We start from the raw sequence: 21,324 nt of genomic DNA on the forward strand, positions 1-21,324 counted from the left end.
GTCAGTCTCAGCGCGCGCCGGCGCGCTGGAGCTGGGGCTCGAGCCTGTCCCAGGTGGTGCCATCGATCCGCTGGCCGTTGAGGAAGAAGGTCGGGGTGCCCTCGATCTTGTCTTTCTGGCGGTTGGCTTCCTCGGTCTTGACCAGCGCCTCGATCTTGGCCTGATCGGTGAGGCAGGTGCGGCCCTGGTCGGCGCTGATCCCCCGCGCGGCGAAGAACTCGAGGAGGCCGGTGACCTCGGCGATCGCGGCGAAGCGCTGGTTGATCGGCAGCTGGCCCGCGGCCTCGACCGCCTGCGGATTGCCCTGGAGCCCGGCGAAGACGCTCTCGAGATTGCCCCACACCTGGTCGGAGAGCGGCTGGAACTGCTCCTTCGTGCCGCACTGGGCGAGCCCGGCGATCACCACGTCGTAGGGGTTGAGGAACACCTCGCGCTGCTCGAAGCTGACGACGCCGCTCGCGACATACTTGCTCTTGAGCGGCTCCTTGCCGGTGCGCGCGAACTCGGCGCAGTGCGAGCAGGTGTGCGAGGCATATTCGACAAGCTTCAGGGGCGCGTCGGGGTTGCCGACCAGGTAGCCGCCTTCGGGGGTGATCGTGACCGTTTCGGTCCAGCTCTGCCCGGCGGGGGCGGCGATCGCGGGGAGCGCCTCGCCCTTGGGAACGCCGCCTTCGGGCGTGGCCTCGTCGCCGCAGGCCGACAGCAGCAGCGGGGCGAGCGCGAGCAGGGGAAGCGAGAGCAGGCGGGTCACGGTCATCGGGCGGGGTTCCTCGGGGGTTTGGAGGGGCGAAGGATAGCCGCTCGGGCGCGCCTGCGGCAAGCGCGCGCGCGAGGGGCTGTGAAAAAGTCGGGGCATCACTCCGGGGGCGGTGCGAAGCGGGCGGAGAGCACCGGGTAGAGCGTGTCCCACCCGTTCACCCCCGTGAGCAGCTTGCCGTCGAGCGCGAAGGCCGGGACAGTCCCGATCGCGAGGGCGGCGCGGTCGGCGGCGGTGCCGGCGCGGAGGCGCTTCGCCGCCGCATCGTCTGAGAGGCAGGCATCGAGCGCGCTCCTCGACTGGCCGCGCCGCGCGAGGAGGTCGGTGAGGCCGAGCGCGCTCGCGGCGTTGAGGCGCGCTGGCCGGTCGCCGCGCTCCCAGATCGCCTGCTGGCTCGCGGGCGCGGCCCTGGCCTTCGCAAGCCAACGCGGCTGGGCGCGCATCAGCGCCCGGTGGCGGGCCCTGAACCCCGCCGCATCGCCGCACTGGGCGAGGAGGCTCACCGCGAGGTCGAGCCCGCCCCGGACCTGCGGGCGCAGCTCGAGGCTCATCGTGCCGGGCGCGATCAGCACCAGATCGAGTGCGGGCTCGCCGCGGGTCACGAAGTCGGCGCAGTCGGGGCAGGTGTAGCTGAGGAACATGGCGAGCCGCGCCTCGGCCTCGGGGTTGCCGATCAGGTGGCCCTGCGGGGTGCGGGCGATGGTGGTCGCCCACTTGCCGGGCTTGCCGTCAGCCGAGAAGCTGCTGCCGGGGCGGGCGAGGTCGGGCTTGGGCTGATGCTGCGCGGTCGCCGCCCCCGCGGCGAGCATCAGGGCCGCGAGCAGAAGGAGCCTCACCGCCCCTCGTCCGGCGGCGTCTCGCTCGCCGAGAGGCTGCGCGCGAGGCTCTCGAGCACGGTGCGCAGTTCGGGATCGCCAATGTCGCGCAGGGAATCGCCGAGTTCGAGCGGGATCGGCTTCAGCGAGGGCGGGGGGCTCACGGGCTTGTCGGCGGCGGGCGGCGTGACCGCGCCCTGGCGCAGCTTCACCCGGGCGACCGCGCGGTAGCCGAAGAAGCGGTTCACGCGCTCGATGATTTCCGGGATCACCTGCTCGATCAGCGGAGCGTGGGCGGGGACGACGACGAGCTGGAGGATCCCTTCCGCCTTCTCGCCGGGGGGAAAGCGGATCGCCTCGGGGCTGCACACGCGGGCGTGGCTGGCACCGACGATCTCGGGCCAGCGGGTGACCACCGAGGTCTGCACGAAGCCGAAGCGGCGGAAGGCGGTGCGCCCGATCTCGGGCATGAGATCGCCGATCGCCTTGGCGCCCTGCCCCCTCGGGCGGGCATAGGGCTTTGGTGCGCCTTTGCGGCCTACCGCTGTGCTACTTGAGGCCGGGGGTGTCTTGTCGCTTCCCATGATCGCGAAGGCCATGCCATAGGCCGCGCGTGACCGCCAGCATTCCGGACCTGCTTCTCGACTGGTACGACCGCAACGCCCGCGACCTGCCGTGGCGCGTCGCCCCGGGCGCGCCGATCCCGGAGGACCCGGAGTGGCCCTACCGCGTGTGGCTTTCCGAGGTGATGCTCCAGCAGACCACGGTGGCGGCGGTGAAGCCCTATTTCGCCAAGTTCCTGGACCTGTGGCCGAGCGTCCACGACCTCGCCGCTGCACCGGAGGACGACGTCATGGCGGCGTGGGCGGGGCTCGGCTACTACTCGCGCGCCCGCAACCTCGTGAAATGCGCGCGGGCGGTGGCGGAGCGCGGCGGCTTTCCCGACACCGAAGCGGAGCTCAGGAAGCTCCCCGGCCTCGGCGACTACACCGCCGCCGCGATCGCCGCGATCGCCTTCGGGCGGCGTGCAGTGGTGGTCGATGCCAATGTCGAGCGGGTGGTGGCGCGGCTCTTCGCTATTGCCGAGCCGCTGCCGGGGGCGCGCAAGGCGATCCGCGCGGCGGCGGGCACGATCACCCCGGACGAGCGTGCCGGGGACTTCGCGCAGGGAATGATGGACCTGGGCAGCCACGTCTGCACCACCCGCGCTCCCCGCTGCCTGCTGTGCCCGCTCGCGGGGGTCTGCGAGGGCAGGCGGCAGGGCGCGCCCGAGCGCCTGCCGGTCAAGCCCGCGAAGAAGCCGGTGCCCGAGCGTGTCGGCACCGCCTTCTGGATCACCCGCAAGCAGGGCCGCGAGGTGTGGCTCGTCACCCGCCCCGGCGCGGGGATGCTCGGCGGGATGCGCGCGCTCCCCGACGACGGCTGGAGCGCGCGCGCGGACGGCTCGGGGACGCCGCCGCTCGCGGGGGCGTGGCGCAGCTGCGGGGCGGTGCGGCACGGCTTCACCCATGCGCACCTGACGCTCGAGGTGCGCGCGCTCGAGACGCTGCGCGCGCCGCCGGGGGAGGGGACGTGGTGGCCGGTCGCGCGGCTCGGGGAGGCGGGGCTTGCGACCCTCTTCGCGAAGGCGGCGCGCGTGGCGCTCGCCGCGGCGGGCTAGAAGAACCCGCCGCCGAGGCTCAGCCGCACCGCCGCGATCAGCAGCACCACGAGGCAGAAATTGCGCCCGCCGTCCCGCGACGACAGCGCGCCGAGGATCACCCCCACCACGATCAGCGGCAGGGCGAGCCAGTTGGCCCAGCCGAGCAGCGGGATCTGCGCCGGGATGACGATCACGAGGCTGACGAGGCCGACGAGATAGGCGAGGGCGTTGAGCATGTGTCTTATATGGCTAAGGCACCTCGGCGATGCAAGGCCGGGCCTGGCAAAAGCCGCCGATTGACCCGCGCAGCGCCCTGCCGCAGACAGGCCCCACACCGACCCGGAGATTCTGCGCTCATGCCTTTCCAGACCTTTGCCTCGCCCGACCTCTCGCGCCGCGCGCTGCTGCGCGGCAGCGCGCTGCTCGCCGGGGGCGCCGCGCTCGGCGGGCTGCCCTTCGGCCGCATCGCCTTCGCCCATGACGTGAGCGAGGACTGGCCGGCGGTCGCGGCGATGTCGGACAGGTATGTCGCATCGAAGAAGCTCGCCAACCTGTTCCTGACCTTCGGCTGGGGGCAGGAGGACCACGCCCACACCGTCGGCGGCGGGACCCTCGCGCTCGGCAAGCCCGCAGCCGTGGACGAGAATTCGCTCTACCGCATCTATTCGATGTCGAAGCCGATCACCGGGATGGCGACGATGATTCTGATCGACGAGGGCAAGCTCGGCCTCGACCAGCCGGTCGCGGAGATTCTCCCCGCCTTCCGCAACATGCGCGTGCTGGTGAACCCCCAAGGCCCCCTCGACGAGACCGTGCCGGCGAACAAGCCGATCACCATCCGCGAGCTGCTCACCCACACCGCGGGGCTCGGCTACCAGATCATCAACAAGGGGCCGATCCTCCAAGCCTATGTCGATGCCGGGCTGGTCGGCGGCAGGGCGACCCGCGCCAGGATCCCGGGCGTGCCGAACGTGACCCCGGCACCGGGCCTCGCCGCCTTCGCCGACCGGCTCGCCGAGCTTCCGCTGCTCTACCAGCCGGCGACCAGGTGGAGCTATTCGGCGAGCTTCGACCTGCTCGGCCGGGTGATCGAGGTGGCGAGCGGGATGCCTTTCGAGGCTTTCCTCAGGAAGCGCATCTTCGAGCCCTGCGGCATGACCAGCACCGGGTTCAGCGTGTCGGACGCCGATGCCGATCGCCTGACCGACAATTACGGGGTCCTCAACGGGATGATCCTGCCGCTCGATCCAGCCGCCAGTTCGGTGTTCCGCGAGGCGCCGGTCATGCCCGCGGGCGGCGGCGATCTCGTGTCGAGCCCGAAGGATTACGACCGCTTCCTCAGGATGCTGCTCGGCTACGGCACCATCGACGGCAGGTTCGTGATGAGCGAGCAGGCGGTGCGGACCGGCACGTCGAACCTGATCCCGGCCACGGTCGACCTCACGGGCAGCTGGATGGAAGGGCAGGGCCACGGCGCCGGGGGCCGGGTGGTCGGGCAGACCTTCGGCTGGGGCGGCTTTGCCGGCACGCTGGCGAGCGTCGATTTCGACCTCGGCTTGCGCACCGGGCTGTGGACCCAATACATGCCGGCCGAAGCCTATCCGATCCGCGACGAGTTCCTCGCCGCGCTCGAGAGCGACCTTGCCGCGATGCGCGCGAAGAAGAAGGCGGCGTGATGCACGCGCCCGCCGCGCCCGGCATGGCCTTCGCCGGATCGCCGCTCGACCGGGCCGACCACATCCGCGTCGACGAGGCGGCGCTCGCGGGCCTCATGAACTGGCGCGCGCGGGTGCTGCTGATGGACGGGCTGCTGCCGGGGGTCGACGAGCAGGGCGGCCTCGTGTGGGGCAGCCTCGCCGACGTTCCCGAGACCGCCGAGCTGGTGTTCCTTGGGATGATGGACGGCAAGGCGCACTTCGCCCCCGTGCCGACCGAGGGCGCGGACGGCCCCGCTTACGCCATGCCGCGGGCGTGGCAGCTGATGACCCAGCTCTCGCCCCCGGACCTCGCGATCTACGGCGGGGCGAGGAGCCTGGCCGACTGGCACGCCCGCCACCGCTTCTGCGCGCGCTGCGGTTCGCCGACGAAGCTCGTCAAGGGCGGCTGGCAGCGGCACTGCGACACTTGCGGCGCGGACCACTTCCCGCGCACCGATCCCGTCACGATCATGCTGGTCGAGCATGAGGACAAGCTGCTGCTCGGCCGCCAGCCGCGCTTTCCGCCCAGGATGTATTCCGCGCTCGCGGGCTTCGTCGAACCGGGCGAGACGATCGAGGAGGCCGTCGCGCGGGAAATCCGCGAGGAGGCGGGCGTGCGGGTGCGCGATGTCCGCTACATCGCCAGCCAGCCATGGCCCTTCCCGAGCCAGCTGATGATCGGCTGCACCTCTGTCGCGGACGATCCCACCCTCAACATCGACACCACCGAGCTCGAGGACGCGCGCTGGTTCACCCGCGCCGAACTCGAGGCGGCGCGCGCGGCGGGGGAGGCGGGGACCGACCTCCTCTACTTCCCGCGCCCCTTCGCCATTGCCCATCACCTCGTCACATGGTGGCTCGACCGATGAACGCTCCCCAGACCCTCACCGTCGACATCTATTCGGATGTCATGTGCCCGTGGTGCCTGATCGGCTACGGCCAGCTGACCAAGGCTTTGCAGGAACTCGAAGGCGAGATCGCGGCGGAAATCCGCTGGCGGCCCTTCGAGCTCAATCCCGACATGCCTCCGCAAGGCGAGGAGCAGGAGGCGCACCTCCGGCGCAAATATGGCCGCTCCGCCGCCGAGGGCGCGGCGGTGCGCGGGCGGATGAAGGCGATCGCCGAGGAGGCGGGGGTGTCGCTCAGCTACGCAGGGGAGAGCAAGGCCCCGGCGGCGATGATGTGGAACACCCGCGACTGCCACAAGCTCCTCGCCTTCGCGCTCGAACAGGCGGGGCCCGAGGTGCAGACCGCGCTCAAGCTCGCGCTGTTCCGCGCCCACTTCAACCAGCGCCGCAACCTCTCCGACGCCGAGCTGCTGCTCGACATTGCCGCTGCGGTCGGCCTCCACCGCGAAGCCGCCAAGGCCGCGCTCGCCGATCCCGATCTCGAGGCGCGCGTCATCGCCGAGGAGCAACAGGCCTGGGACCTCAACATCTCGGGCGTGCCCGCGATGATCGTCGAGGGCAAGTTCCTGATCCCCGGCGCGCAGGCCCCCGAGGTCTATGTCAATGCGCTCAGGCGCGTGGCGGAAAAGACGCGGGCGTCGGTCTGAATCACCCTTCGCGCAGGTCCGTCACCCTGAACCTGTTTCAGGGTCCATCGCTCCCCGAGCACTGGCGGAGCGGGCAGCGAAATGGATGCTGAAACAAGTTCGGCATGACGATTTGGGCCTGAGACGGTCCACACGACCACCCGCCCCGAAACCGCGCCGGATGCCGACCCGGCAGCCACCCATGTCAGCGCCGCCCACTGCCACAACCTGCGAGGAAGCGACAAGCGATCCGGCCCCACGAGCCGGACGCCTCATTCCAGCAGGAGAACAGCAATGTCCAAGGTATCCGCGATCTTCGACAGCCACGAGGAAGCGAACCGGGCGGTCGCCGACCTGAGGTCGCTCGGCCTCACCGACAACGACATCTCGGTGATTGCGCATCACAAGGGCACCACCACCGCCACCACCGGCGACGGCGAAGTGACCGACGAGGATCACCGCAACGTGCTGCGCGGCATCCTCGGCGGCGGCGCGCTGGGTGCGGGCCTCGGCGTTGCGGCGCTGGCGATCCCGGGCGTCGGCCCGCTCGCCGCGGCTGGCGCGATCGCCGCCTCGGCCGTCCCTGAAGCGGTCGGCGTCGGCGCGGTGATCGGCGCGATCGGCGGGACGCTCAACGAGACCCTCACCAAGCACGGCGTCAGCGAGGAGGATGCGACCTATTACAACGACCGCATCAGGAACGGCGGCGTGGTGGTGACGGTCGAGGACATCGGCATCGACGAGGACCGCCTGCGCGAGGTGCTCTACCGCAATGGCGGGCACAATGCGGGCAACGCGCGCGCGGTCAATTTCTGACCCGCGCATCCCCCACACGGTGCCGGGCGGGACGGGACGCGTTCCGCCCGGCTTTGTGTCTCAAGACGACGGAGACCTGATTTCATGGCCGCCTACCCCAAGGCCCAGTACAACGTGACCCGCGCCAGCAAGCCGATCCGGCGCACCGAGTTCGTGATCCTCGGCGCGCTGCTGGTGGTGGTGGGCGCGGTCGCGCTCGCCTTCCCGTTGATCGCGGCCTTCTCGCTGAACCTGCTCGCCGGGATCACCCTCCTGACCGGCGGGATCATGACGCTGGTGCACGCCTTCCGGGTGCGGCGCTGGCAGGGCTTCGCGGTGCAGGTGCTGCTCGGGCTGCTCTACGTGGGCGCAGGGCTGATCTTCATCGCCAACCCCTTCGCGGGGCTGATCGCGCTGATCATCAGCCTCGGCGCCTTCTTCGCCGCCGACGGCGTCGCGCGGGTGCTGCTCGCGGCGCAGATCCGCCCGCTGACGGGCTGGGGGCTGTTCCTCGTTTCGGGGCTCTTGTCCTTCATCCTCGGGATCGCCGTGCTGCTCGGCCTCGCGAGCGGCTGGTCGGTGGCGTTCCTCGGGCTGGTGGTGGGCGTGAACATGATCCTCACCGGGATCGCCTTCCTGACCTGCACCGGCACGCTGCCCGCGCGCAAGGCACCCCCCGTGCCGCGCCGCTCATCGCCGCGCCGCTAGACGAGGCCGAGCCGCTCGAGCTTCATCGCGAGCCTGCCGGGCAGCGCATCGCCGATGTCCTCGCCCTCGGCGACGTCCCTGGGAGCCTTGTCGTCGGTGAGGTAGCGCCAGCCCTGGTGCGCGCGTTTCGCCTGCTGATGGACGCGGATCAGCCGCGGTTCGAGCACGATGTCCCAGCGGCCGTCCTGCGTCTTTGCGAAGCCGAGGATCGGCGAGCGCGCGACGATCGCGTGGTTGACGATCCAGTAGAGCGACCCGCCGATGCATTCCTCGTGCCGGGTCGGGCGGTTGCGGGTGGTGAGGGCGATGGCCTCGCGTCCCTCGTACCAGCTTTCGAGCTGCGCGTAGCTCTTCGCCCCGAAGGCGATCTTGGTCAGGTGAAGCGGCATGGTGCGGCTTTCCGGCACCCGCCTGCGCAAGTCAACCGGAGAGGTATTCGTCGAGCGTCAGGTGGAGCCGCCGGATGCGCGCCTCCTGATAATTGCCGAGCGTCTGCGCGCCTTTCCGCGATGCCTTGGCCCCGTCGCGCTGGAGCTTCAGGTTCTCGGTATCCTGATCGAGAATCTCCGCCAGCGCGAAGCCGGGGACGGTGGTGTAGCTGTCCTCGACCCCGAGCCGGATCGGGGTGGCGGGCGCCGGGCGCTCTCCGGAGGCGGGGAGGGGCTGGAGGACGAGGATCTCGTGAAGGCATTCGTCCGGCCCCAAGGGGCGGAAGCGGTAGCACAGGCGGATGCCGATGCCGGGGAAGAAGAAGGCGTTGGGGAAGAGGAAGTATTCGATCGAGTCGAGCATCTCGCTGGTCGAGACGCCGCTGAGGTTGGTGCCGAAGGCGGCACCCAGTTCCTCGCGCAAGCGGCGGGCGTGCTCCGCGCGGGCCTTCGCGCCCTCTGGCAGCGTGGCCGGATCGCGCCCGAGCTTGGCGAACAAGGTCGCCTCGCTCACCTCCTGCCGAAGGTGGGGCGATGGCACGCCGACCGCATGGATGAAGCGCGACACGTGCCGCCCGAAGATGTCGTACTGCGCGTTCGCTTCGGCGGCGGTGGTGACCGCCTGCGCATGGGTCTCGAGCACGTGGAAGGCCTCGAGGAAGGCCTCCATCGCCATCTTCCAGTTGGCAGGCAGCACCTTCTCGGTGTGGAGCGCGACGTAGCGGTCGTCCATCGGCCAGAGCTCGAAGTGCTCGGGGATGACCTCGAGCTGGCTCGCGAGCGGGGGAGGGTCCGCGCCCATGTGGACGAAGACGAATCCGCCCCAGGTCTCGCAGGCGACTTGGTCGAGGGCGAAGGTCTCGTCGGTCACGTGGGGGAAGTCCCAGCGGCAGGGGATTTCGCGCAAGGTCCCGTCGAGGTTCCAGCTCATCCCGTGGAAGGGGCAGCGGATGTTCGCGCGCCGCACCCCGCGCGAGCCCTCGGCAGCGAACTTCATCCCCCGGTGCGGGCAGGAATTGACGAAGGCGCGGATGACCATGTCGGCGCCGCGCACCACCAGCACCGAGTGGCGGCCGACATCGTAGACATAGCGGTCGCCGGGTGCCGGAATGTGCTCCTCGCGGCAGGCCCATTGCCAGACGTTCGGCCAGAGGCGCTCCATCTCGAGGTCGTGGAAGGCGGGGTCGGTGTAGCGGGCGAAGGGCAGGTCTTCGTCCCCGAGGAAGCTGTAGCTCTGCGCGCGCATCGCGGGCGGCGGATCGTCCCCGTCGGCATCGAGGATGTCCTGCATCGAGGGGCCGGGGCAGCGCGCCTCCCCCGGTGCGAGCGACGGATCGGAGGGCGCGGTGAGCTCCGGCCGGCTCACGCCCGCGCCCCCATCGCCGCGCGGTCGTAGAGCGGATCGTCGGGCTTCCTTTGCCCCATGATGAAGGGCGCGGTCTCGACCATCGCGTCCGAGGCCGGATCGTCGCGCACCCAATCGACCAGCTCGGAACGGTAGGCGATCTTCCAGACCCCCTGCCGCTTCTCGTAGCGGTCGACGTAGCGCCCCGCGATGAACAGGTCGCGCGCCGCGCCGCTCTCATCGAAGACCCGGTGATAGGCCTGGTAATAGACCTCGCCGTAAGCCTCGTTCGGGCCGGTGAAGTCGACGAGGTGCTGGCCGATGAAGTGGTGGTTGCGCCGGTGCTCCTTGAGCATCGCCATGCAGAAGCCGGCGAACTCCGCCGGGCCGCCCGAGAACACCCCGTATTCGCACCGCGCCCCGGGCCAGAACTGCGCCTCGAGCAGCGCGCCGTCGAGCCGGTCGAGCCCGCGCATGTAGAGCGCGGCGAGGTCGACGATCGCGAAGCGGTCCTCGGCGCTGCCCCTCATGCGATGCTGAGCCCCCCATCGACGATGAACGGCGCGCCGGTGGCGAACTTGCTCTCGTCGCTGGCGAGGTAGACGACGAGGTGCGCGATGTCCTCGACCTCGCCCATCCGGCCGATGGGTTGCGCCACCGAGAAGGCCGCACGGGTCGCCTCGGGGTCGGGCGTCCCGGCGATCACGCTCTCGACATTGGGGGTGAGAATCGTGCCCGGCTGCACCGAATTGACCCGCACCCCGTTCTTCTCGCGCGCGCAGTAGAGCGCGATCGACTTGGTCAGCGTCACCACCGCCGCCTTGGCCGAGTTGTAGGCGGCAAGGTCCGGCGAGGGCTTGTTGCCCGCCGCGGAGGAGAAGTTGACGATCGACCCGCCGCCACCCCGCGCCATCAGCGGGATCGCCGCCTTGCAGCCCATGAAGATCGAATCGACATCGACGGTGTAGCAGCGCCGGAAATCCTCCGGCGAGATGTCGGCGATCGAGCCGAAGACGGTAATCGCGGCATTGTTCACCAGCACGTCGAGCCGCCCGTGGCTGGCTTCCACTTCGGCGATCACCTCCTGCCAGCGCGCCCAGTCGGTGACGTCCTGATGGATGAAGTCGCAGCCGAGTTCCGCTGCCGTAGCGCGGCCCGCCGCCTCGTCGATGTCGGTGATGGTGACCTTCGCCCCCTCGGCCAGCAGCTGCTTCGCCGCCGCGCGCCCCAGACCCATCGCGCCGCCCGTCAGCAGCACCACCTTGCCGCTCACCCGTCCCGCCATCGCTCTCTCCCTTGCGTGTTCGGGCAGAGGGCTATCAACGCGTCAGGCCGCTGACCACTGCCAAACTGAGGAAGACGAGGAAGCCCATCGAATCGGTCGTCATCGTGACGAACACCGAGGAGGAGATCGCCGGGTCGGCCTTGAGCTTCTGGAGCAGCAGCGGCACGCACACCCCCGCGATCCCGGCGATCATGATGTTGCACAGGATCGCCGCCCCGATCACCGCGCCGAGCATCGGATGGCCGAACAGCAGCGCCACGATGGTCCCGAGCACCAGGGCGACGCTCGCGCCGTTCAGCGCCGCGATCGACAATTCGCGCCGGATCGCGCGCGCGGTGTTGGCGTCGGTGAGCTGGTTGGTGGCAATCGCGCGCACCGTCACCGCGAGGGTCTGCGTGCCCGCATTGCCGCCGATCCCTGCGACAATCGGCATCAGCACCGCGAGCGCGACCATCGTCGCGATCACGTCCTCGAACTGGGCGATCACCGTCGAGGCGACCGAGGCGGTCAGCAGGTTCGCCAGCAGCCAGCGCACCCGCGCCTTGTAGCTGTCGACGATCGGCTCGTTGATGTCCCCGTCGCCCGCGCCGCTCAGCAGCAGCGCGTCCTCGCCCGCTTCCTCGGAGATGATGTGGACGATGTCGTCGACCGTCATCTGCCCCACCAGACGCCCGCTCTCGTCCACCACCGCAGCCGAGATCAGCGCGTATTTCTGGAACATCAGCGCGACCTCTTCCTGGTCCATCGTCACCGGGATCAGGGTCTGGTCGCGCTTCATCACGTCGGTGAGGCGGACATTGCGCGGCGTCGTCAGGATCCACGAGAGCGCGCAGGTGCCGACCGGGTGGTGGCGCTCGTCGATCACGAAGACCTCGAAGAAATCGTGCTCGAGATCGCCCTCGTCGCGCAGGTAGTCGATGAGGTTGCCGACACTCATGTGCTCGGGCACCGCGACGAAGTGCCGGCTCATCAGCCGGCCGGCGGTCTCCTCGGGATAGGCGAGCGCGCTAGCGACCGCCTCGCGGGTCTCGGGCTCGAGTTCGGCGATGACCGCGCGCTGGTCGTCCTCGTCGAGGTCCTCGATCAGCTGCACCGCGTCGTCGGTGTCGAGCTGCTCGGCGATGGTGGCGACCGCCTGCGCGGGCAGGGCCTCCATCAGGTCCTCGCGGACATAGTCGTTGAGCTCGGCGATGACGTCGCTGGTCATCAGGTCGGTGATCGCGCGGGCGAGCTGGGCGCGCTCGGACCGGTCGAGCAGTTCGATCAGGTCGGCGATGTCGGCGGCGTGGAGCGGCTCGACGAGATCGTAGACCGCGCCCTTGTCGCCCGCTTCCAGAGCATCGCGGACCGCGCCGACGTAATCGGCCTTGAGGCGGTTCTCCTGGTCGTGGCGCTCGTCATCGACGCGGTCGTCGGGACGCACTTCCACCTCGCCCTCAACGGCGACGAAGAGGTCGTTCTCGATGATGCGGTCCTCGGCCATGCCAAGGCGTTTACGTGGGGAGGGCGCAAAAGCAAGCCGGGAGGGTGACAGGCTTGCAATGGGTGCGTATGGCCCCTCGCGAGTAACCCCAAACCCGCTCGCCCTGAGCTTGTCGAAGGGCTGCACTTTCTTCAGTTCGGCGCCCGAGCCCAAGAAGGACAGTGCTTCGACAAGCTCAGCACGAACGGGTTGGAAGTCAGGAGAATCAGAAATGGCCGAAACCCTCACCTTCACCCTCGACAACGGCACGGGCGAGCATGGCGACGTCGTCATCAAGCTGCGCCCCGACCTCGCGCCCGGCCACGTCGCGCGCATCACCGAGCTCGCGCAGGAAGGCTTCTACGACGGGGTGATCTTCCACCGCGTGATCGCCGGCTTCATGGCGCAGGGCGGCGACCCGACCGGCACCGGCATGGGCGGCAGCGACAAGCCCGACCTTGCGGCCGAGTTCAACGCCGAGCCCCATGTCGAGGGCGTGTGCTCGATGGCCCGCGCGCAGAACCCCAACAGCGCCAATTCGCAGTTCTTCATCTGCCTCGACGATGCACGCTTCCTCGACAAGCAGTACACCGTGTGGGGCCAGGTGGTGAGCGGCATGGAGCACGTCCACGCCATCCCCAAGGGCGAGCCGCCGCGCAGCCCGGGGAAGATCGTGAAGGCCACGGTAGGATAATCCGTCGCGTCCAACTTTCGGGGCGTAGGATCGATTGTTGCGCCATACATCTGTTCGCTCGATGTATGGCGCGCATTCCATAAGCCGGACCGAAGGGTCGGGGGGCTGTTGCGGCGAACTGGCGAGCGATCTGGCACCCGGGCCAGCCGGTCGCCAGCCGCCGCCATACCCCTTTCACACCCCCTCCACACCCCCTCCACACCCTCCCATCGGTGCTCAACACCCCTCCCGTAACGCGGTTTCGCATCGAATGGAGCAGGTCCGCAGGCGTTGAACGCGAGGCGGCATGGCGCTATGGGCGCGACCTTCATGAAACCGCAAACGCCCCCCCAGACCTACCGGGTCAAGAGCTTCGGCTGCCAGATGAATGTCTATGACGGCGAGCGCATGGGCGAGCTCTTGGCCGAGCAGGGGATCACCCCCGCGCCCGAGGGGGAGGAGGCCGATCTCGTCATCCTCAACACCTGCCACATCCGCGAAAAGGCTCAGGAAAAGGTCTATTCCGACATCGGCCGGCTGGTCGCCGCCGGGCGCGAGGCGGGCAAGCAGCCGCTGATCGCGGTCGCCGGCTGCGTCGCGCAGGCCGAGGGCGAGGAGATCATGGCCCGCGCCCCGGCGGTGAGCATCGTGGTCGGCCCGCAGGCCTATCACCGCCTGCCTCAAATGCTTGAAAAGGCGACCAAAGGCGAACGCGCGACCGATACCGACATGCCCGCGATCGCCAAGTTCGACGCGCTCCCGGCGCGCAACAAGCGCGGGCCGAGCGCCTTCCTCACAGTGCAGGAGGGCTGCGACAAGTTCTGCACCTATTGCGTGGTGCCCTACACCCGCGGCGCGGAAATCTCGCGGCCTTTCAGTCACCTCGTCGCCGAAGCGGAGAAACTGGTCGAGGCCGGGGCGAGGGAGATCACGCTCCTCGGCCAGAACGTCAACGCCTGGGCGGGCGAGGACGAGAAGGGCCGCCGCATCGGCCTCGGCGGGCTGATCCGGCGGCTCGCGCAGATCGACGGCCTCGCCCGCATCCGCTACACCACCAGCCACCCGAACGACATGGACGACGACCTCATCGCCGCGCATGGCGAGGTCGAAAAACTGATGCCTTACCTGCACTTGCCGGTGCAAGCTGGAAATGATCGCATCTTGAAGGCGATGAACCGCCAGCACACGGCGGAGGGCTACCTGAGGCTCATCGAGCGCTTCCGCGCCGCCCGCCCCGACATCGCGCTCTCGGGCGATTTCATCGTCGGCTTCCCCGGCGAGACCGAGGCCGAGTTCGAGGACACGCTCAGCATCGTCGACGAAGTCCGCTACGCTGCGTGCTTCAGCTTCAAGTATTCCCCGCGGCCCGGCACACCGGCGGCGGCGTTGGAGAACCAGATCGCGCCCGAGGTCATGGACGAGCGTCTCCAACGTCTCCAGCAGCGCATCGGCCACCACCAGCTCGCCTTCAACCGGGCGAGCGTCGGCACGCGGTGCCTGGTCCTCGTCGAACGCACCGGGCGGCATCCCGGCCAATGGCTCGGCAAGTCGCCGTGGCTCCAGAGCGTGCACTTCGAAGGCGAGCACGCCATCGGCGATCTCGTCGAGGTGACGCTGGCCGAGGCGGGTCCGAACTCGCTACGGGGCCTGCTTGCCGCCCGCGCCTGACCGCTCCGACGCCACGGCCGCGCGGGCGATGTCGTTGTAGACCCGGCGCGCGCTCGCAGCGAACGAGGCATCGTAGAGCTCGCGCACCATCGCCTTGTCGAAATCGGTCAGTTCGGCGGGCGGGGCGGGAGCGGTGAAGAGCGTGAGCATGGTCGGGGCGGGGGCGTCGCCCTCCACCGCTCCTGTGCCGAGCAGCACGCGCAACGTCGCGTAGTCCGCCAGCTGGCCAAGCGTGAAGCCTTGCGCCGCCTCGCGCGAAATCAGCACCGCGGCGCCGGTGATCTCGGTGGTGACGATCGGGTCCGATGCGCTGAGCGGCTGGATTTCGGTGTAGGTCGGGAACCTCTGCTGGTCGCCAAGCTGCGGCCGGAAGGCATTGCCCAGCGCGTCGCGCACCGCGATCCTGTTCCACGCCCGGACTGGCCCCGCCTCGCCCAGCACGCGTTCCTTCTGATAGCCGGCGAGGTGGGCGAGTTGGGGCGATTCCGAGGACAGCCAGCTTTCCGGCGGGCCCGCCGCCGGGGCCATGAAGGCCACCCTCACCGTCGGCACGCAGGTCGGCGAGCGGTCGGCCCCGACGCCCAGCGCCTCGGCATTCGCACGGATGCGCTCGGCGATGACGGCGGCATCCTGCGGTGCAAGGCCGAGCACGGTGACGCACACCGGAAAGGCGAATTTGGCGACCGGCTGATGCAGCCGCGGCGGGCGGATCACGGTGCGGGTGAATTCGCGCAGTTCCCGGTGCCGCTCGGCCTCGGTCGGGGGCGGGCGCACGATGATCTCGGGCGTGGTGCGCAGCGGCACCTCCTGTGCGGCCACAGGCGCGGCGAGCGACAGAGCCAGGACGAGACCTGCAATCCTGCGCATGTCTTGCAGCCTTTTCTCGTAGCCTTTCAGGAACTTGATCCGGCAAGAGTAGCACAGGCCGGCCGCCTCTGTGAAGCATCCGTGACTTTCCCCCACCATCTCGCCGCACCCGGCTTGCCAAGACGCGCGCGCGGCTTACCCTCGCGACTCAAGGGCCGAGGGATCGTCCTTCTGCCGCAAGCAAAGGAACCTATGGGCCGACGACCCTCCCGTGCCGGGCATCCGGCGCTCTCGCCCGATCCCCGCGGCATCCCGGCCCAGCGGCGCGCCCGCGTCGACCTGACCTTCGAGAACCAGGCGCTGCTCGGGCCGCTGTTCGGGCAGTTCGATGCCAACCTCGTGCAGGTCGAGAACCGGCTCGGGGTGTTCATCCACGCCCGCGGGCACCAGGTGGTGATCGAGGGGCCGGAGGACGACGTCGCCCGGGCGCGCGAGACCCTGAAGACCATGTACGACCGTCTCGCGCGCGGCGAGGCGCTCGATAGCGGCGCGATCGAATCGCTGATCGCCATGTCCGCCGAGCCGACGCTCGAGGGGATCATCGCGGGCGACCAGGGCGCCCCGCCGATCATGATCCGCACCCGGAAGAAGACCATCGTTCCCCGCTCGGCGACGCAGATCGAGTACATGCGCAGCCTTGCGAAGGACGACATCATCTTCGCGCTCGGCCCGGCAGGGACGGGCAAGACCTATATCGCCGTCGCGCAGGCGGTGAGCCAGCTCATCACCGGCTCGGTCCAGCGCCTGATCCTCTCGCGCCCGGCGGTCGAGGCGGGGGAGAAGCTCGGCTTCCTCCCGGGCGACATGAAGGAGAAGGTCGATCCCTACCTGCGCCCGCTCTACGACGCGCTCAACGACTGCATGCCCCCCGAACAGGTCGAGCGGCGGCTCGCCAACGGCGAGATCGAAATCGCGCCGATCGCCTTCATGCGCGGGCGCACGCTCGCCGACAGCTTCATCATCCTCGACGAGGCGCAGAACACCACCCGCGAGCAGATGAAGATGTTCCTCACTCGCTTTGGCCAGAACAGCCGCATGGTGATCTGCGGCGACCCGCGGCAGGTCGACATTCCCGGGGGGCCGAACATGAGCGGCCTCAACGACGCGGTGACGCGGCTCGAGGGCGTCGAGGGCTTCGGCACGGTGCGCTTCACCGCCGCCGACGTGGTGCGCCATCCGATCGTCGGGCGGATCGTCGAGGCTTACGAGGGCGAGGGCGCCTGAGCGCCGGACAGCGCGCCAAATCCTAATCCAAGTCATTGTTTATGCCCGGCAAGCTGCCGACACGCCGGAGCATGGCGTCGTCCGAGCAGATTGCGGCCAGTCCCGAATGGCTCCCGAACCGGATCGACGCGCGCCGGCGCTGCGTGCAGTTCGTGCGCTTCACCCGCGCCGAGCTCGAGGACCGCGACTTCCTCGCGAACCTCAAGGGGCAGGCCGAGGCGTGGGTGCCTTTCGCCGAGGTCAGCACGATGCGCCCGGCGGCGGGCCCAGCGCGCTTCATCTTCCATTCGGGCTTCTGCCGCTCGACCCTGCTGCTCCAGGCGCTGTGCGGCTCGGGGCGGGCGCTGGGGCTGAACGAGCCCGAGATCCTCAACAGCCTCGCCCGCGAGGGAGAGCCCGACGAGGAGCTGGTCGCCGCGATCCTCGCGCTGCTGCTGCGCCCGCACGCGGGGACCGACGGGGTGATCGTCAAGCCGAGCAATTTCCCGAACCGGCTGATCCCGCTCATCATGCGCCTGCTGCCCGAGGCGCGCGCGGTGATCGTCACCAACGGGCTTGCGGAGTTCCTCCAGGCGGTGGCGCGCAAGGGGCTGCTCGGGCGGCAGTGGGGGCGGCAGGCGCTGCTTACCGCGGCAACCTATGCGGGCGACATCACGCGCCTGCGCGGCCAGCTCGCCGGGTTCACCGACTTGCAGGTGGCGGCGCTCGGCTGGCTCTTGATGCAGAACTGGTTCGACCGGGTGCACGTCCCCGCCGTCGCCCCGCGGCTCGCGGTGCTGCACGGCGAGAGCCTGACCACCCGCGGCCCCGCGGCGCTGGCGGGGGCGGCGGCGCATCTCGGGCTGACGCTTCCCCGCCGCGAGATCGACGCGATCCTCGCCGGGCCGGTGTTCGCCCGCGATGCCAAGACCGGCGAGGACTATGCCGCGCTGCGCGCCCGGCAGGCGGCGCGCGCCGAGGTGCCGGTGATCGCCGAGGAGATCGCCGAGGTCGAGGCGTGGATCGCGGCGCTCGCGGAGGCATCGGGGCTGACTGTGCCGGTGGCGCAGACGCTCGACCTTGCCCTGGAGCACGAGACCCTCGCGGCGGGCTGACGGGCGTTTCCGATCCGCGCTGGACGCGCTAAGGCGCTGGCGATGGAACTCGACATCGACATCGAAGACTGGCCCCCGGGCGACTGGCAGGCGCTCGCCGAACGCGCCGCTGCGGCGGCGGGCGAGGGCGAGCCGCTGCTCGCCCACCCGCGCCTCGCGGTCAGCCTGCTGTTCACCTCCGACGCCGAGGTCCACGCGCTCAACCGTGAATGGCGACAGCGCGACAAGCCGACCAATGTCCTCTCTTTCCCGATGCTCGAACGCGACGAACTCGAAGACCTCGCGCCGGGCGAGGGCCCGCCGGTGATGCTCGGCGACATCGCGCTCGCTCACGAAACCTGCGCGCGCGAGGCGGCGGAGAAGGGCGTCACCCTCGCGGCGCACGCCACCCACCTGATCGTCCACGGCCTCCTCCATCTCGCCGGCCACGACCATGTCGAGAGCGACGAACAGGCCGAGGCGATGGAGGCGCTTGAGACCCGCATACTTGCCAAACTGGGCATCGCTGACCCATATGGCGACTGACACCAACGGGAGCAGTTCTCAAGGCCATGGCCGATTCCCATTCGCCCGCGTCCCAATCGGGAGAGGCGGACAGTAGCAGCGGGCTGTGGCCTGCCTTGCGCAAGATGCTCGGGCTCGAAGGCGCGCGCTCGCTGCGCGAACAGCTCGAGGAGGCGATCGACGAGCACGAGGACGAGGACGGCTCGACCGGCTCCGACCGCAGCGCGCACTCCGGGGGGGACCTGTCGCGGGTCGAGCGGCAGATGCTGCGCAACCTGCTGCACTTCTCCGAGCACGATGCCGACGACGTTGCCGTGCCGCGCGGCGAGATCATCGCGGTCGATGCCGCGATCAGCTGGGACGAGCTGGTCGCCGCCTTCTCCGAGCACGGCCATTCGCGGATGCCGGTCTACCGCGAGACATTGGATCAGGTCATCGGGATGATCCACATCAAGGATGTCTTCCCGTTCCTCGCCAATGGGACGCCGCCGCCGGCCGACTGGACGACGCTGATGCGCCAGCCGCTCTACGTGCCCCAGGCGCGCGGCGCGCTCGACGTGCTCGCCGACATGCGCCAGCACCGGGTGCATCTCGCGATCGTGCTCGACGAATTTTCAGGCACCGACGGGCTCATCACCATCGAGGATCTGGTCGAGGAAATCGTAGGCGAAATCGAGGACGAGCACGACGAGACCCCACAGGAGCTGATCACCCCGATCGGCGAGGGGATGTGGGACATCGACGCGCGCGCCGAGCTCGACGACATCGCCGAGACAATCGACCCGCGCCTTGCCGAGGTGGAGGAGGCGGTCGACACGATCGGCGGCCTCGCCTTCGTGCTCGCCGAGGCCGTGCCGCCGGTCGGCACGGTGCTGGAACATCCGAGCGGCTGGCGCATTGAGGTGACGGCGGGCGATGAGACCCACGTCACGCGGCTGCGGCTGCACCCGCCGGTCCCCGAGGAAGAGGTGCAGTAGGCGCAACTTTTCGCGCGCAAACGCATTTTTCCTTCGATTTTTTGCATCCCAGCGGCCATGGGCGGCGTAACTGCTCCAACAAGGAGAGAGAGCCGATGCCCGCACGCCGCCTGCCCCCCCTGCGCGCCCTCGAGGCGTTCATGCGCACCGTGCGCCTCGGCTCGGCGCGCGCGGCGGCGGAGGAGATCGGCCTCAGCCCCTCGGCGCTGTCGCGGCGGATCAGCAATCTCGAGGAATTCGTCGGCAAGAAGCTCTTCACCCGGGCGCGCCAGTCGATGCAGCTCACCGACGAGGGCCAGGCCTTCTACGAGGCGGTGAACCCGCACATGGAGGCGCTCGCTCGCGCCGTGGAGAGCCAGTCGGACAACATCGCGCTGCTGCGCCTGCGCCTCGGCGTGCTGCCGATGTTCGGCAGCCAGCGCCTGTTCCCGCGCCTTGGCGAGCTGCGCAAGCGCCACCCCCTGCTCCACATCGACATCGACACCGCGCCGCATCTCGAGGACCGCGTCGGCGACACGCTCGATGCCGCGATCATCCTCTCGCGCGGGCCGGCGTCGGGCCTGCACGCGGTGCGGCTCGACCACAACCTCGTTCACGCGATTTGCTCGAAGGACACCGCGCGCAGCATCGGCCCCGACATCACCCCCGAGGCGATGGCCAGGCAGACCTTCCTCATCCACAACGAGCTGCCCGAGAGCTTCCAGGCGTGGAAGAAGGCGAACGGGCTCGAGCAGATGGACCCCGCCGCGATCGACCACTACGATTCGGGCGCGCTGATGCTCGAGGCGGCCGCGCAGGGCCTCGGCATCGCGATCATGCACGACGACCACCTGCGCCGCGCCAACGACAACCGGCTGACCAACTTGCCCGGCAAGCCGGTCGAGAGCCCCTATTCCTACTGGTTCGTCTGCAAGCCTGTGGCGCTGGAAAGCCGCCCGGTGCGGATCTTCCACGACTGGCTGGTGAGGGCGGGGTTGTGACGGGCGGTCTGCCCCTTCAAACAGTGGGCTCGTAGCGCACGGGCGCGACCACGTGGGCGAAGGGGCGCAAGGGGCGCCCGAGGATCTCGATCAGCGCCTCCTCGATGCGGCGGCGGGATTCCTGGCCGATCGCCTTCCTCCCCTTGAAGTCCTCAGGGCTGAACGGCTCGAGGTAGTGCAGCCGCACCGTGAAGCTGCCCTTGCGCGACAGCACCCGCTTGGCGTTGTTGAGCCCGCCTTCCTCGCCGATCCAGCCGATCCACTCGGCGACCGGACCATAGTCGACGATCACCGGCTGGACGAGCACGCCGGGCGGGGGCGGCTCGAGGACGGAGAGCATCGAGGTCTTGAAGGGGAGGAGCGACTGCCCGTCGGTGGTGGTGCCCTCGGGGAAGACCGTCACCGACCAGTTGTCGACGAGCGCATCTTTCAGCGCGTTGATCTGTTCGGCGACGCCCAGGCGGTTCTCGCGCTTGACGAAGACCGTGCGGTTGAGCCTGCAAAGCCAGCCGATCACCGGCACCTCGCCCAATTCCGCCTTGGCCACGAAAGCCGTGCCGCTCGCGCCCGCCATCGCGAGGATGTCGAGCCAGGAGACGTGGTTCGCAACGAAGAACACGTCGCGCTTGAGGTGGGTGCCGCGCACCTCGACCCGCGCCCCGCAGACCCGCGCGGCGTAGCGCAGGAACAGCATCGGGAAGGGCGAGCCATAGGCGAACAGGCGGAACAGGTAGTGGAGCGGCACGAACACCAGCAGCAGCCCGATCAGCCCCGCGGCGCGTGCGGCGATGCGCAGCCAGCCTGCGAGGCTCACCGGCGTCGCCTCGCCGCGCGCCGCGGCCGCCCGGAGTTCGGCCTCAGTCATTGCG

24 protein-coding genes are annotated in these 21,324 nt (G+C 69.6%); 13 read left to right on the plus strand and 11 right to left on the minus strand.

Annotation, left to right across the window (positions count from 1 at the left end):
- Positions 1–7: 7 nt before the first annotated feature.
- The 3 genes from ACLBKU_RS15515 to ACLBKU_RS15525 all read right to left on the minus strand — a co-directional run bounded on the left by ACLBKU_RS15515 (position 8) and on the right by ACLBKU_RS15525 (position 2,171).
- Positions 8–757, minus strand: coding sequence for a thioredoxin domain-containing protein (locus tag ACLBKU_RS15515; RefSeq protein WP_410180462.1), 750 nt, complete (start codon positions 755–757; stop codon positions 8–10).
- Positions 758–855: 98 nt separating this feature from the next.
- Positions 856–1,593, minus strand: a complete 738-nt coding sequence (locus ACLBKU_RS15520) for a DsbA family protein (protein ID WP_410180463.1) — start codon at positions 1,591–1,593, stop codon at positions 856–858.
- Positions 1,590–2,171, minus strand: coding sequence for a DUF721 domain-containing protein (locus tag ACLBKU_RS15525; RefSeq protein WP_410180464.1), 582 nt, complete (start codon positions 2,169–2,171; stop codon positions 1,590–1,592). The genes ACLBKU_RS15520 and ACLBKU_RS15525 overlap by 4 nt, the downstream gene beginning before the upstream one ends.
- A 14-nt stretch (positions 2,172–2,185) precedes the next feature.
- On the opposite strand from ACLBKU_RS15525, the gene ACLBKU_RS15530 reads away from it, so the two are divergent.
- Positions 2,186–3,232, plus strand: coding sequence for an A/G-specific adenine glycosylase (locus ACLBKU_RS15530; RefSeq protein WP_410180465.1), 1,047 nt, complete (start codon positions 2,186–2,188; stop codon positions 3,230–3,232).
- Here the strand turns inward: ACLBKU_RS15530 and ACLBKU_RS15535 are convergent.
- Positions 3,229–3,450 carry a hypothetical protein gene (locus tag ACLBKU_RS15535; protein WP_410180466.1) on the minus strand — a complete coding sequence of 74 codons (222 nt, stop codon included), beginning with the start codon at positions 3,448–3,450 and terminating at the stop codon, positions 3,229–3,231. The two genes, ACLBKU_RS15530 and ACLBKU_RS15535, sit on opposite strands and share 4 nt — an antisense overlap.
- A gap of 120 nt (positions 3,451–3,570) precedes the next feature.
- Here ACLBKU_RS15535 and ACLBKU_RS15540 point away from each other — a divergent pair, with 120 nt between their 5' ends.
- From ACLBKU_RS15540 to ACLBKU_RS15560, 5 genes are all read left to right on the plus strand, one after another.
- The gene (locus ACLBKU_RS15540; protein WP_410180467.1) at positions 3,571–4,890 is read left to right on the plus strand and encodes a serine hydrolase domain-containing protein; all 1,320 of its coding nucleotides are present in this window, start codon (positions 3,571–3,573) and stop codon (positions 4,888–4,890) included.
- A complete protein-coding gene (nudC, locus tag ACLBKU_RS15545) occupies positions 4,890–5,780 on the plus strand; it encodes an NAD(+) diphosphatase (protein WP_410180468.1) in 891 nt (296 codons plus the stop codon). Before ACLBKU_RS15540 ends, nudC begins: the two co-directional genes overlap by 1 nt.
- A complete protein-coding gene (locus ACLBKU_RS15550) occupies positions 5,777–6,466 on the plus strand; it encodes a DsbA family oxidoreductase (RefSeq protein WP_410180469.1) in 690 nt (229 codons plus the stop codon). Before nudC ends, ACLBKU_RS15550 begins: the two co-directional genes overlap by 4 nt.
- Positions 6,467–6,739: 273 nt before the next feature.
- Positions 6,740–7,261, plus strand: coding sequence for a hypothetical protein (locus tag ACLBKU_RS15555; protein ID WP_410180470.1), 522 nt, complete (start codon positions 6,740–6,742; stop codon positions 7,259–7,261).
- An 84-nt stretch (positions 7,262–7,345) separates the two neighbouring features.
- Entirely contained in the window at positions 7,346–7,948 is a 603-nt protein-coding gene (locus ACLBKU_RS15560; protein WP_410180471.1) for an HdeD family acid-resistance protein, read from the plus strand.
- Here the strand turns inward: ACLBKU_RS15560 and ACLBKU_RS15565 are convergent.
- From ACLBKU_RS15565 to mgtE, 5 genes are read right to left on the minus strand one after another with little or no spacing between them, the layout of a single operon-like run.
- On the minus strand, positions 7,945–8,337 hold the full coding sequence (locus tag ACLBKU_RS15565; protein ID WP_410180472.1) for a DUF1489 family protein: 393 nt from the start codon (positions 8,335–8,337) through the stop codon (positions 7,945–7,947). The genes ACLBKU_RS15560 and ACLBKU_RS15565 overlap by 4 nt on opposite strands.
- Positions 8,338–8,368: 31 nt before the next feature.
- On the minus strand, positions 8,369–9,742 hold the full coding sequence (locus tag ACLBKU_RS15570; RefSeq protein WP_410180473.1) for an aromatic ring-hydroxylating dioxygenase subunit alpha: 1,374 nt from the start codon (positions 9,740–9,742) through the stop codon (positions 8,369–8,371).
- The gene (locus tag ACLBKU_RS15575; protein ID WP_410180474.1) at positions 9,739–10,251 is read right to left on the minus strand and encodes a nuclear transport factor 2 family protein; all 513 of its coding nucleotides are present in this window, start codon (positions 10,249–10,251) and stop codon (positions 9,739–9,741) included. The genes ACLBKU_RS15570 and ACLBKU_RS15575 overlap by 4 nt, the downstream gene beginning before the upstream one ends.
- Positions 10,248–11,006: a glucose 1-dehydrogenase gene (locus ACLBKU_RS15580; protein ID WP_410180475.1), complete on the minus strand. Its 759-nt coding sequence runs from the start codon at positions 11,004–11,006 to the stop codon at positions 10,248–10,250. Before ACLBKU_RS15580 ends, ACLBKU_RS15575 begins: the two co-directional genes overlap by 4 nt.
- Before the next feature lie 34 nt (positions 11,007–11,040).
- The gene (gene mgtE / locus ACLBKU_RS15585) at positions 11,041–12,489 is read right to left on the minus strand and encodes a magnesium transporter (protein ID WP_410180476.1); all 1,449 of its coding nucleotides are present in this window, start codon (positions 12,487–12,489) and stop codon (positions 11,041–11,043) included.
- A gap of 211 nt (positions 12,490–12,700) precedes the next feature.
- Between mgtE and ACLBKU_RS15590 the strand changes: the two genes are divergently transcribed.
- Positions 12,701–13,162, plus strand: coding sequence for a peptidylprolyl isomerase (locus ACLBKU_RS15590; RefSeq protein ID WP_410180477.1), 462 nt, complete (start codon positions 12,701–12,703; stop codon positions 13,160–13,162).
- Between the two features lie 309 nt (positions 13,163–13,471).
- Entirely contained in the window at positions 13,472–14,809 is a 1,338-nt protein-coding gene (miaB, locus tag ACLBKU_RS15595) for a tRNA (N6-isopentenyl adenosine(37)-C2)-methylthiotransferase MiaB (protein ID WP_410180478.1), read from the plus strand.
- Here the strand turns inward: miaB and ACLBKU_RS15600 are convergent.
- Entirely contained in the window at positions 14,780–15,676 is an 897-nt protein-coding gene (locus ACLBKU_RS15600) for a hypothetical protein (RefSeq protein ID WP_410180479.1), read from the minus strand. The genes miaB and ACLBKU_RS15600 overlap by 30 nt on opposite strands.
- A gap of 192 nt (positions 15,677–15,868) precedes the next feature.
- Between ACLBKU_RS15600 and ACLBKU_RS15605 the strand changes: the two genes are divergently transcribed.
- From ACLBKU_RS15605 to ACLBKU_RS15625, 5 genes are all read left to right on the plus strand, one after another.
- Entirely contained in the window at positions 15,869–16,900 is a 1,032-nt protein-coding gene (locus tag ACLBKU_RS15605) for a PhoH family protein (RefSeq protein WP_410180480.1), read from the plus strand.
- Between the two features lie 71 nt (positions 16,901–16,971).
- On the plus strand, positions 16,972–17,994 hold the full coding sequence (locus ACLBKU_RS15610; protein ID WP_410180481.1) for a hypothetical protein: 1,023 nt from the start codon (positions 16,972–16,974) through the stop codon (positions 17,992–17,994).
- Positions 17,995–18,036: 42 nt separating this feature from the next.
- Positions 18,037–18,519, plus strand: coding sequence for an rRNA maturation RNase YbeY (ybeY, locus tag ACLBKU_RS15615; RefSeq protein ID WP_410180482.1), 483 nt, complete (start codon positions 18,037–18,039; stop codon positions 18,517–18,519).
- A 26-nt stretch (positions 18,520–18,545) separates the two neighbouring features.
- Positions 18,546–19,475 carry a hemolysin family protein gene (locus tag ACLBKU_RS15620; RefSeq protein WP_410180483.1) on the plus strand — a complete coding sequence of 310 codons (930 nt, stop codon included), beginning with the start codon at positions 18,546–18,548 and terminating at the stop codon, positions 19,473–19,475.
- A 95-nt stretch (positions 19,476–19,570) separates the two neighbouring features.
- Positions 19,571–20,455, plus strand: coding sequence for a LysR substrate-binding domain-containing protein (locus ACLBKU_RS15625; RefSeq protein ID WP_410180484.1), 885 nt, complete (start codon positions 19,571–19,573; stop codon positions 20,453–20,455).
- A gap of 16 nt (positions 20,456–20,471) precedes the next feature.
- Here the strand turns inward: ACLBKU_RS15625 and ACLBKU_RS15630 are convergent, their stop codons facing one another.
- Positions 20,472–21,320 (minus strand): lysophospholipid acyltransferase family protein, encoded by an 849-nt coding sequence (locus tag ACLBKU_RS15630; RefSeq protein ID WP_410180485.1) that lies wholly within the window; start codon positions 21,318–21,320, stop codon positions 20,472–20,474.
- Positions 21,321–21,324: the final 4 nt, after the last annotated feature.

The organism is Erythrobacter sp. NE805 (genome assembly GCF_046452355.1).
Taxonomy (GTDB): Bacteria; Pseudomonadota; Alphaproteobacteria; order Sphingomonadales; family Sphingomonadaceae; genus Erythrobacter.

Coding starts and splice junctions, on each gene's coding strand:
- ACLBKU_RS15575 (WP_410180474.1), bottom strand. CDS start 10,251: ATGAGGGGCAGCGCCGAGGACCGCTTCGCGATCGTCGACCTCGCCGCG.
- ACLBKU_RS15560 (WP_410180471.1), top strand. CDS start 7,346: ATGGCCGCCTACCCCAAGGCCCAGTACAACGTGACCCGCGCCAGCAAG.
- miaB (WP_410180478.1), top strand. CDS start 13,472: ATGAAACCGCAAACGCCCCCCCAGACCTACCGGGTCAAGAGCTTCGGC.
- nudC (WP_410180468.1), top strand. CDS start 4,890: ATGCACGCGCCCGCCGCGCCCGGCATGGCCTTCGCCGGATCGCCGCTC.
- ACLBKU_RS15625 (WP_410180484.1), top strand. CDS start 19,571: ATGCCCGCACGCCGCCTGCCCCCCCTGCGCGCCCTCGAGGCGTTCATG.
- ACLBKU_RS15525 (WP_410180464.1), bottom strand. CDS start 2,171: ATGGCCTTCGCGATCATGGGAAGCGACAAGACACCCCCGGCCTCAAGT.
- ACLBKU_RS15620 (WP_410180483.1), top strand. CDS start 18,546: ATGGCCGATTCCCATTCGCCCGCGTCCCAATCGGGAGAGGCGGACAGT.
- ACLBKU_RS15630 (WP_410180485.1), bottom strand. CDS start 21,320: ATGACTGAGGCCGAACTCCGGGCGGCCGCGGCGCGCGGCGAGGCGACG.
- ACLBKU_RS15555 (WP_410180470.1), top strand. CDS start 6,740: ATGTCCAAGGTATCCGCGATCTTCGACAGCCACGAGGAAGCGAACCGG.
- ACLBKU_RS15565 (WP_410180472.1), bottom strand. CDS start 8,337: ATGCCGCTTCACCTGACCAAGATCGCCTTCGGGGCGAAGAGCTACGCG.
- ACLBKU_RS15540 (WP_410180467.1), top strand. CDS start 3,571: ATGCCTTTCCAGACCTTTGCCTCGCCCGACCTCTCGCGCCGCGCGCTG.
- ACLBKU_RS15550 (WP_410180469.1), top strand. CDS start 5,777: ATGAACGCTCCCCAGACCCTCACCGTCGACATCTATTCGGATGTCATG.
- ACLBKU_RS15535 (WP_410180466.1), bottom strand. CDS start 3,450: ATGCTCAACGCCCTCGCCTATCTCGTCGGCCTCGTCAGCCTCGTGATC.
- mgtE (WP_410180476.1), bottom strand. CDS start 12,489: ATGGCCGAGGACCGCATCATCGAGAACGACCTCTTCGTCGCCGTTGAG.
- ACLBKU_RS15610 (WP_410180481.1), top strand. CDS start 16,972: ATGGCGTCGTCCGAGCAGATTGCGGCCAGTCCCGAATGGCTCCCGAAC.
- ACLBKU_RS15600 (WP_410180479.1), bottom strand. CDS start 15,676: ATGCGCAGGATTGCAGGTCTCGTCCTGGCTCTGTCGCTCGCCGCGCCT.
- ACLBKU_RS15580 (WP_410180475.1), bottom strand. CDS start 11,006: ATGGCGGGACGGGTGAGCGGCAAGGTGGTGCTGCTGACGGGCGGCGCG.
- ACLBKU_RS15515 (WP_410180462.1), bottom strand. CDS start 757: ATGACCGTGACCCGCCTGCTCTCGCTTCCCCTGCTCGCGCTCGCCCCG.
- ACLBKU_RS15590 (WP_410180477.1), top strand. CDS start 12,701: ATGGCCGAAACCCTCACCTTCACCCTCGACAACGGCACGGGCGAGCAT.
- ACLBKU_RS15605 (WP_410180480.1), top strand. CDS start 15,869: ATGGGCCGACGACCCTCCCGTGCCGGGCATCCGGCGCTCTCGCCCGAT.
- ybeY (WP_410180482.1), top strand. CDS start 18,037: ATGGAACTCGACATCGACATCGAAGACTGGCCCCCGGGCGACTGGCAG.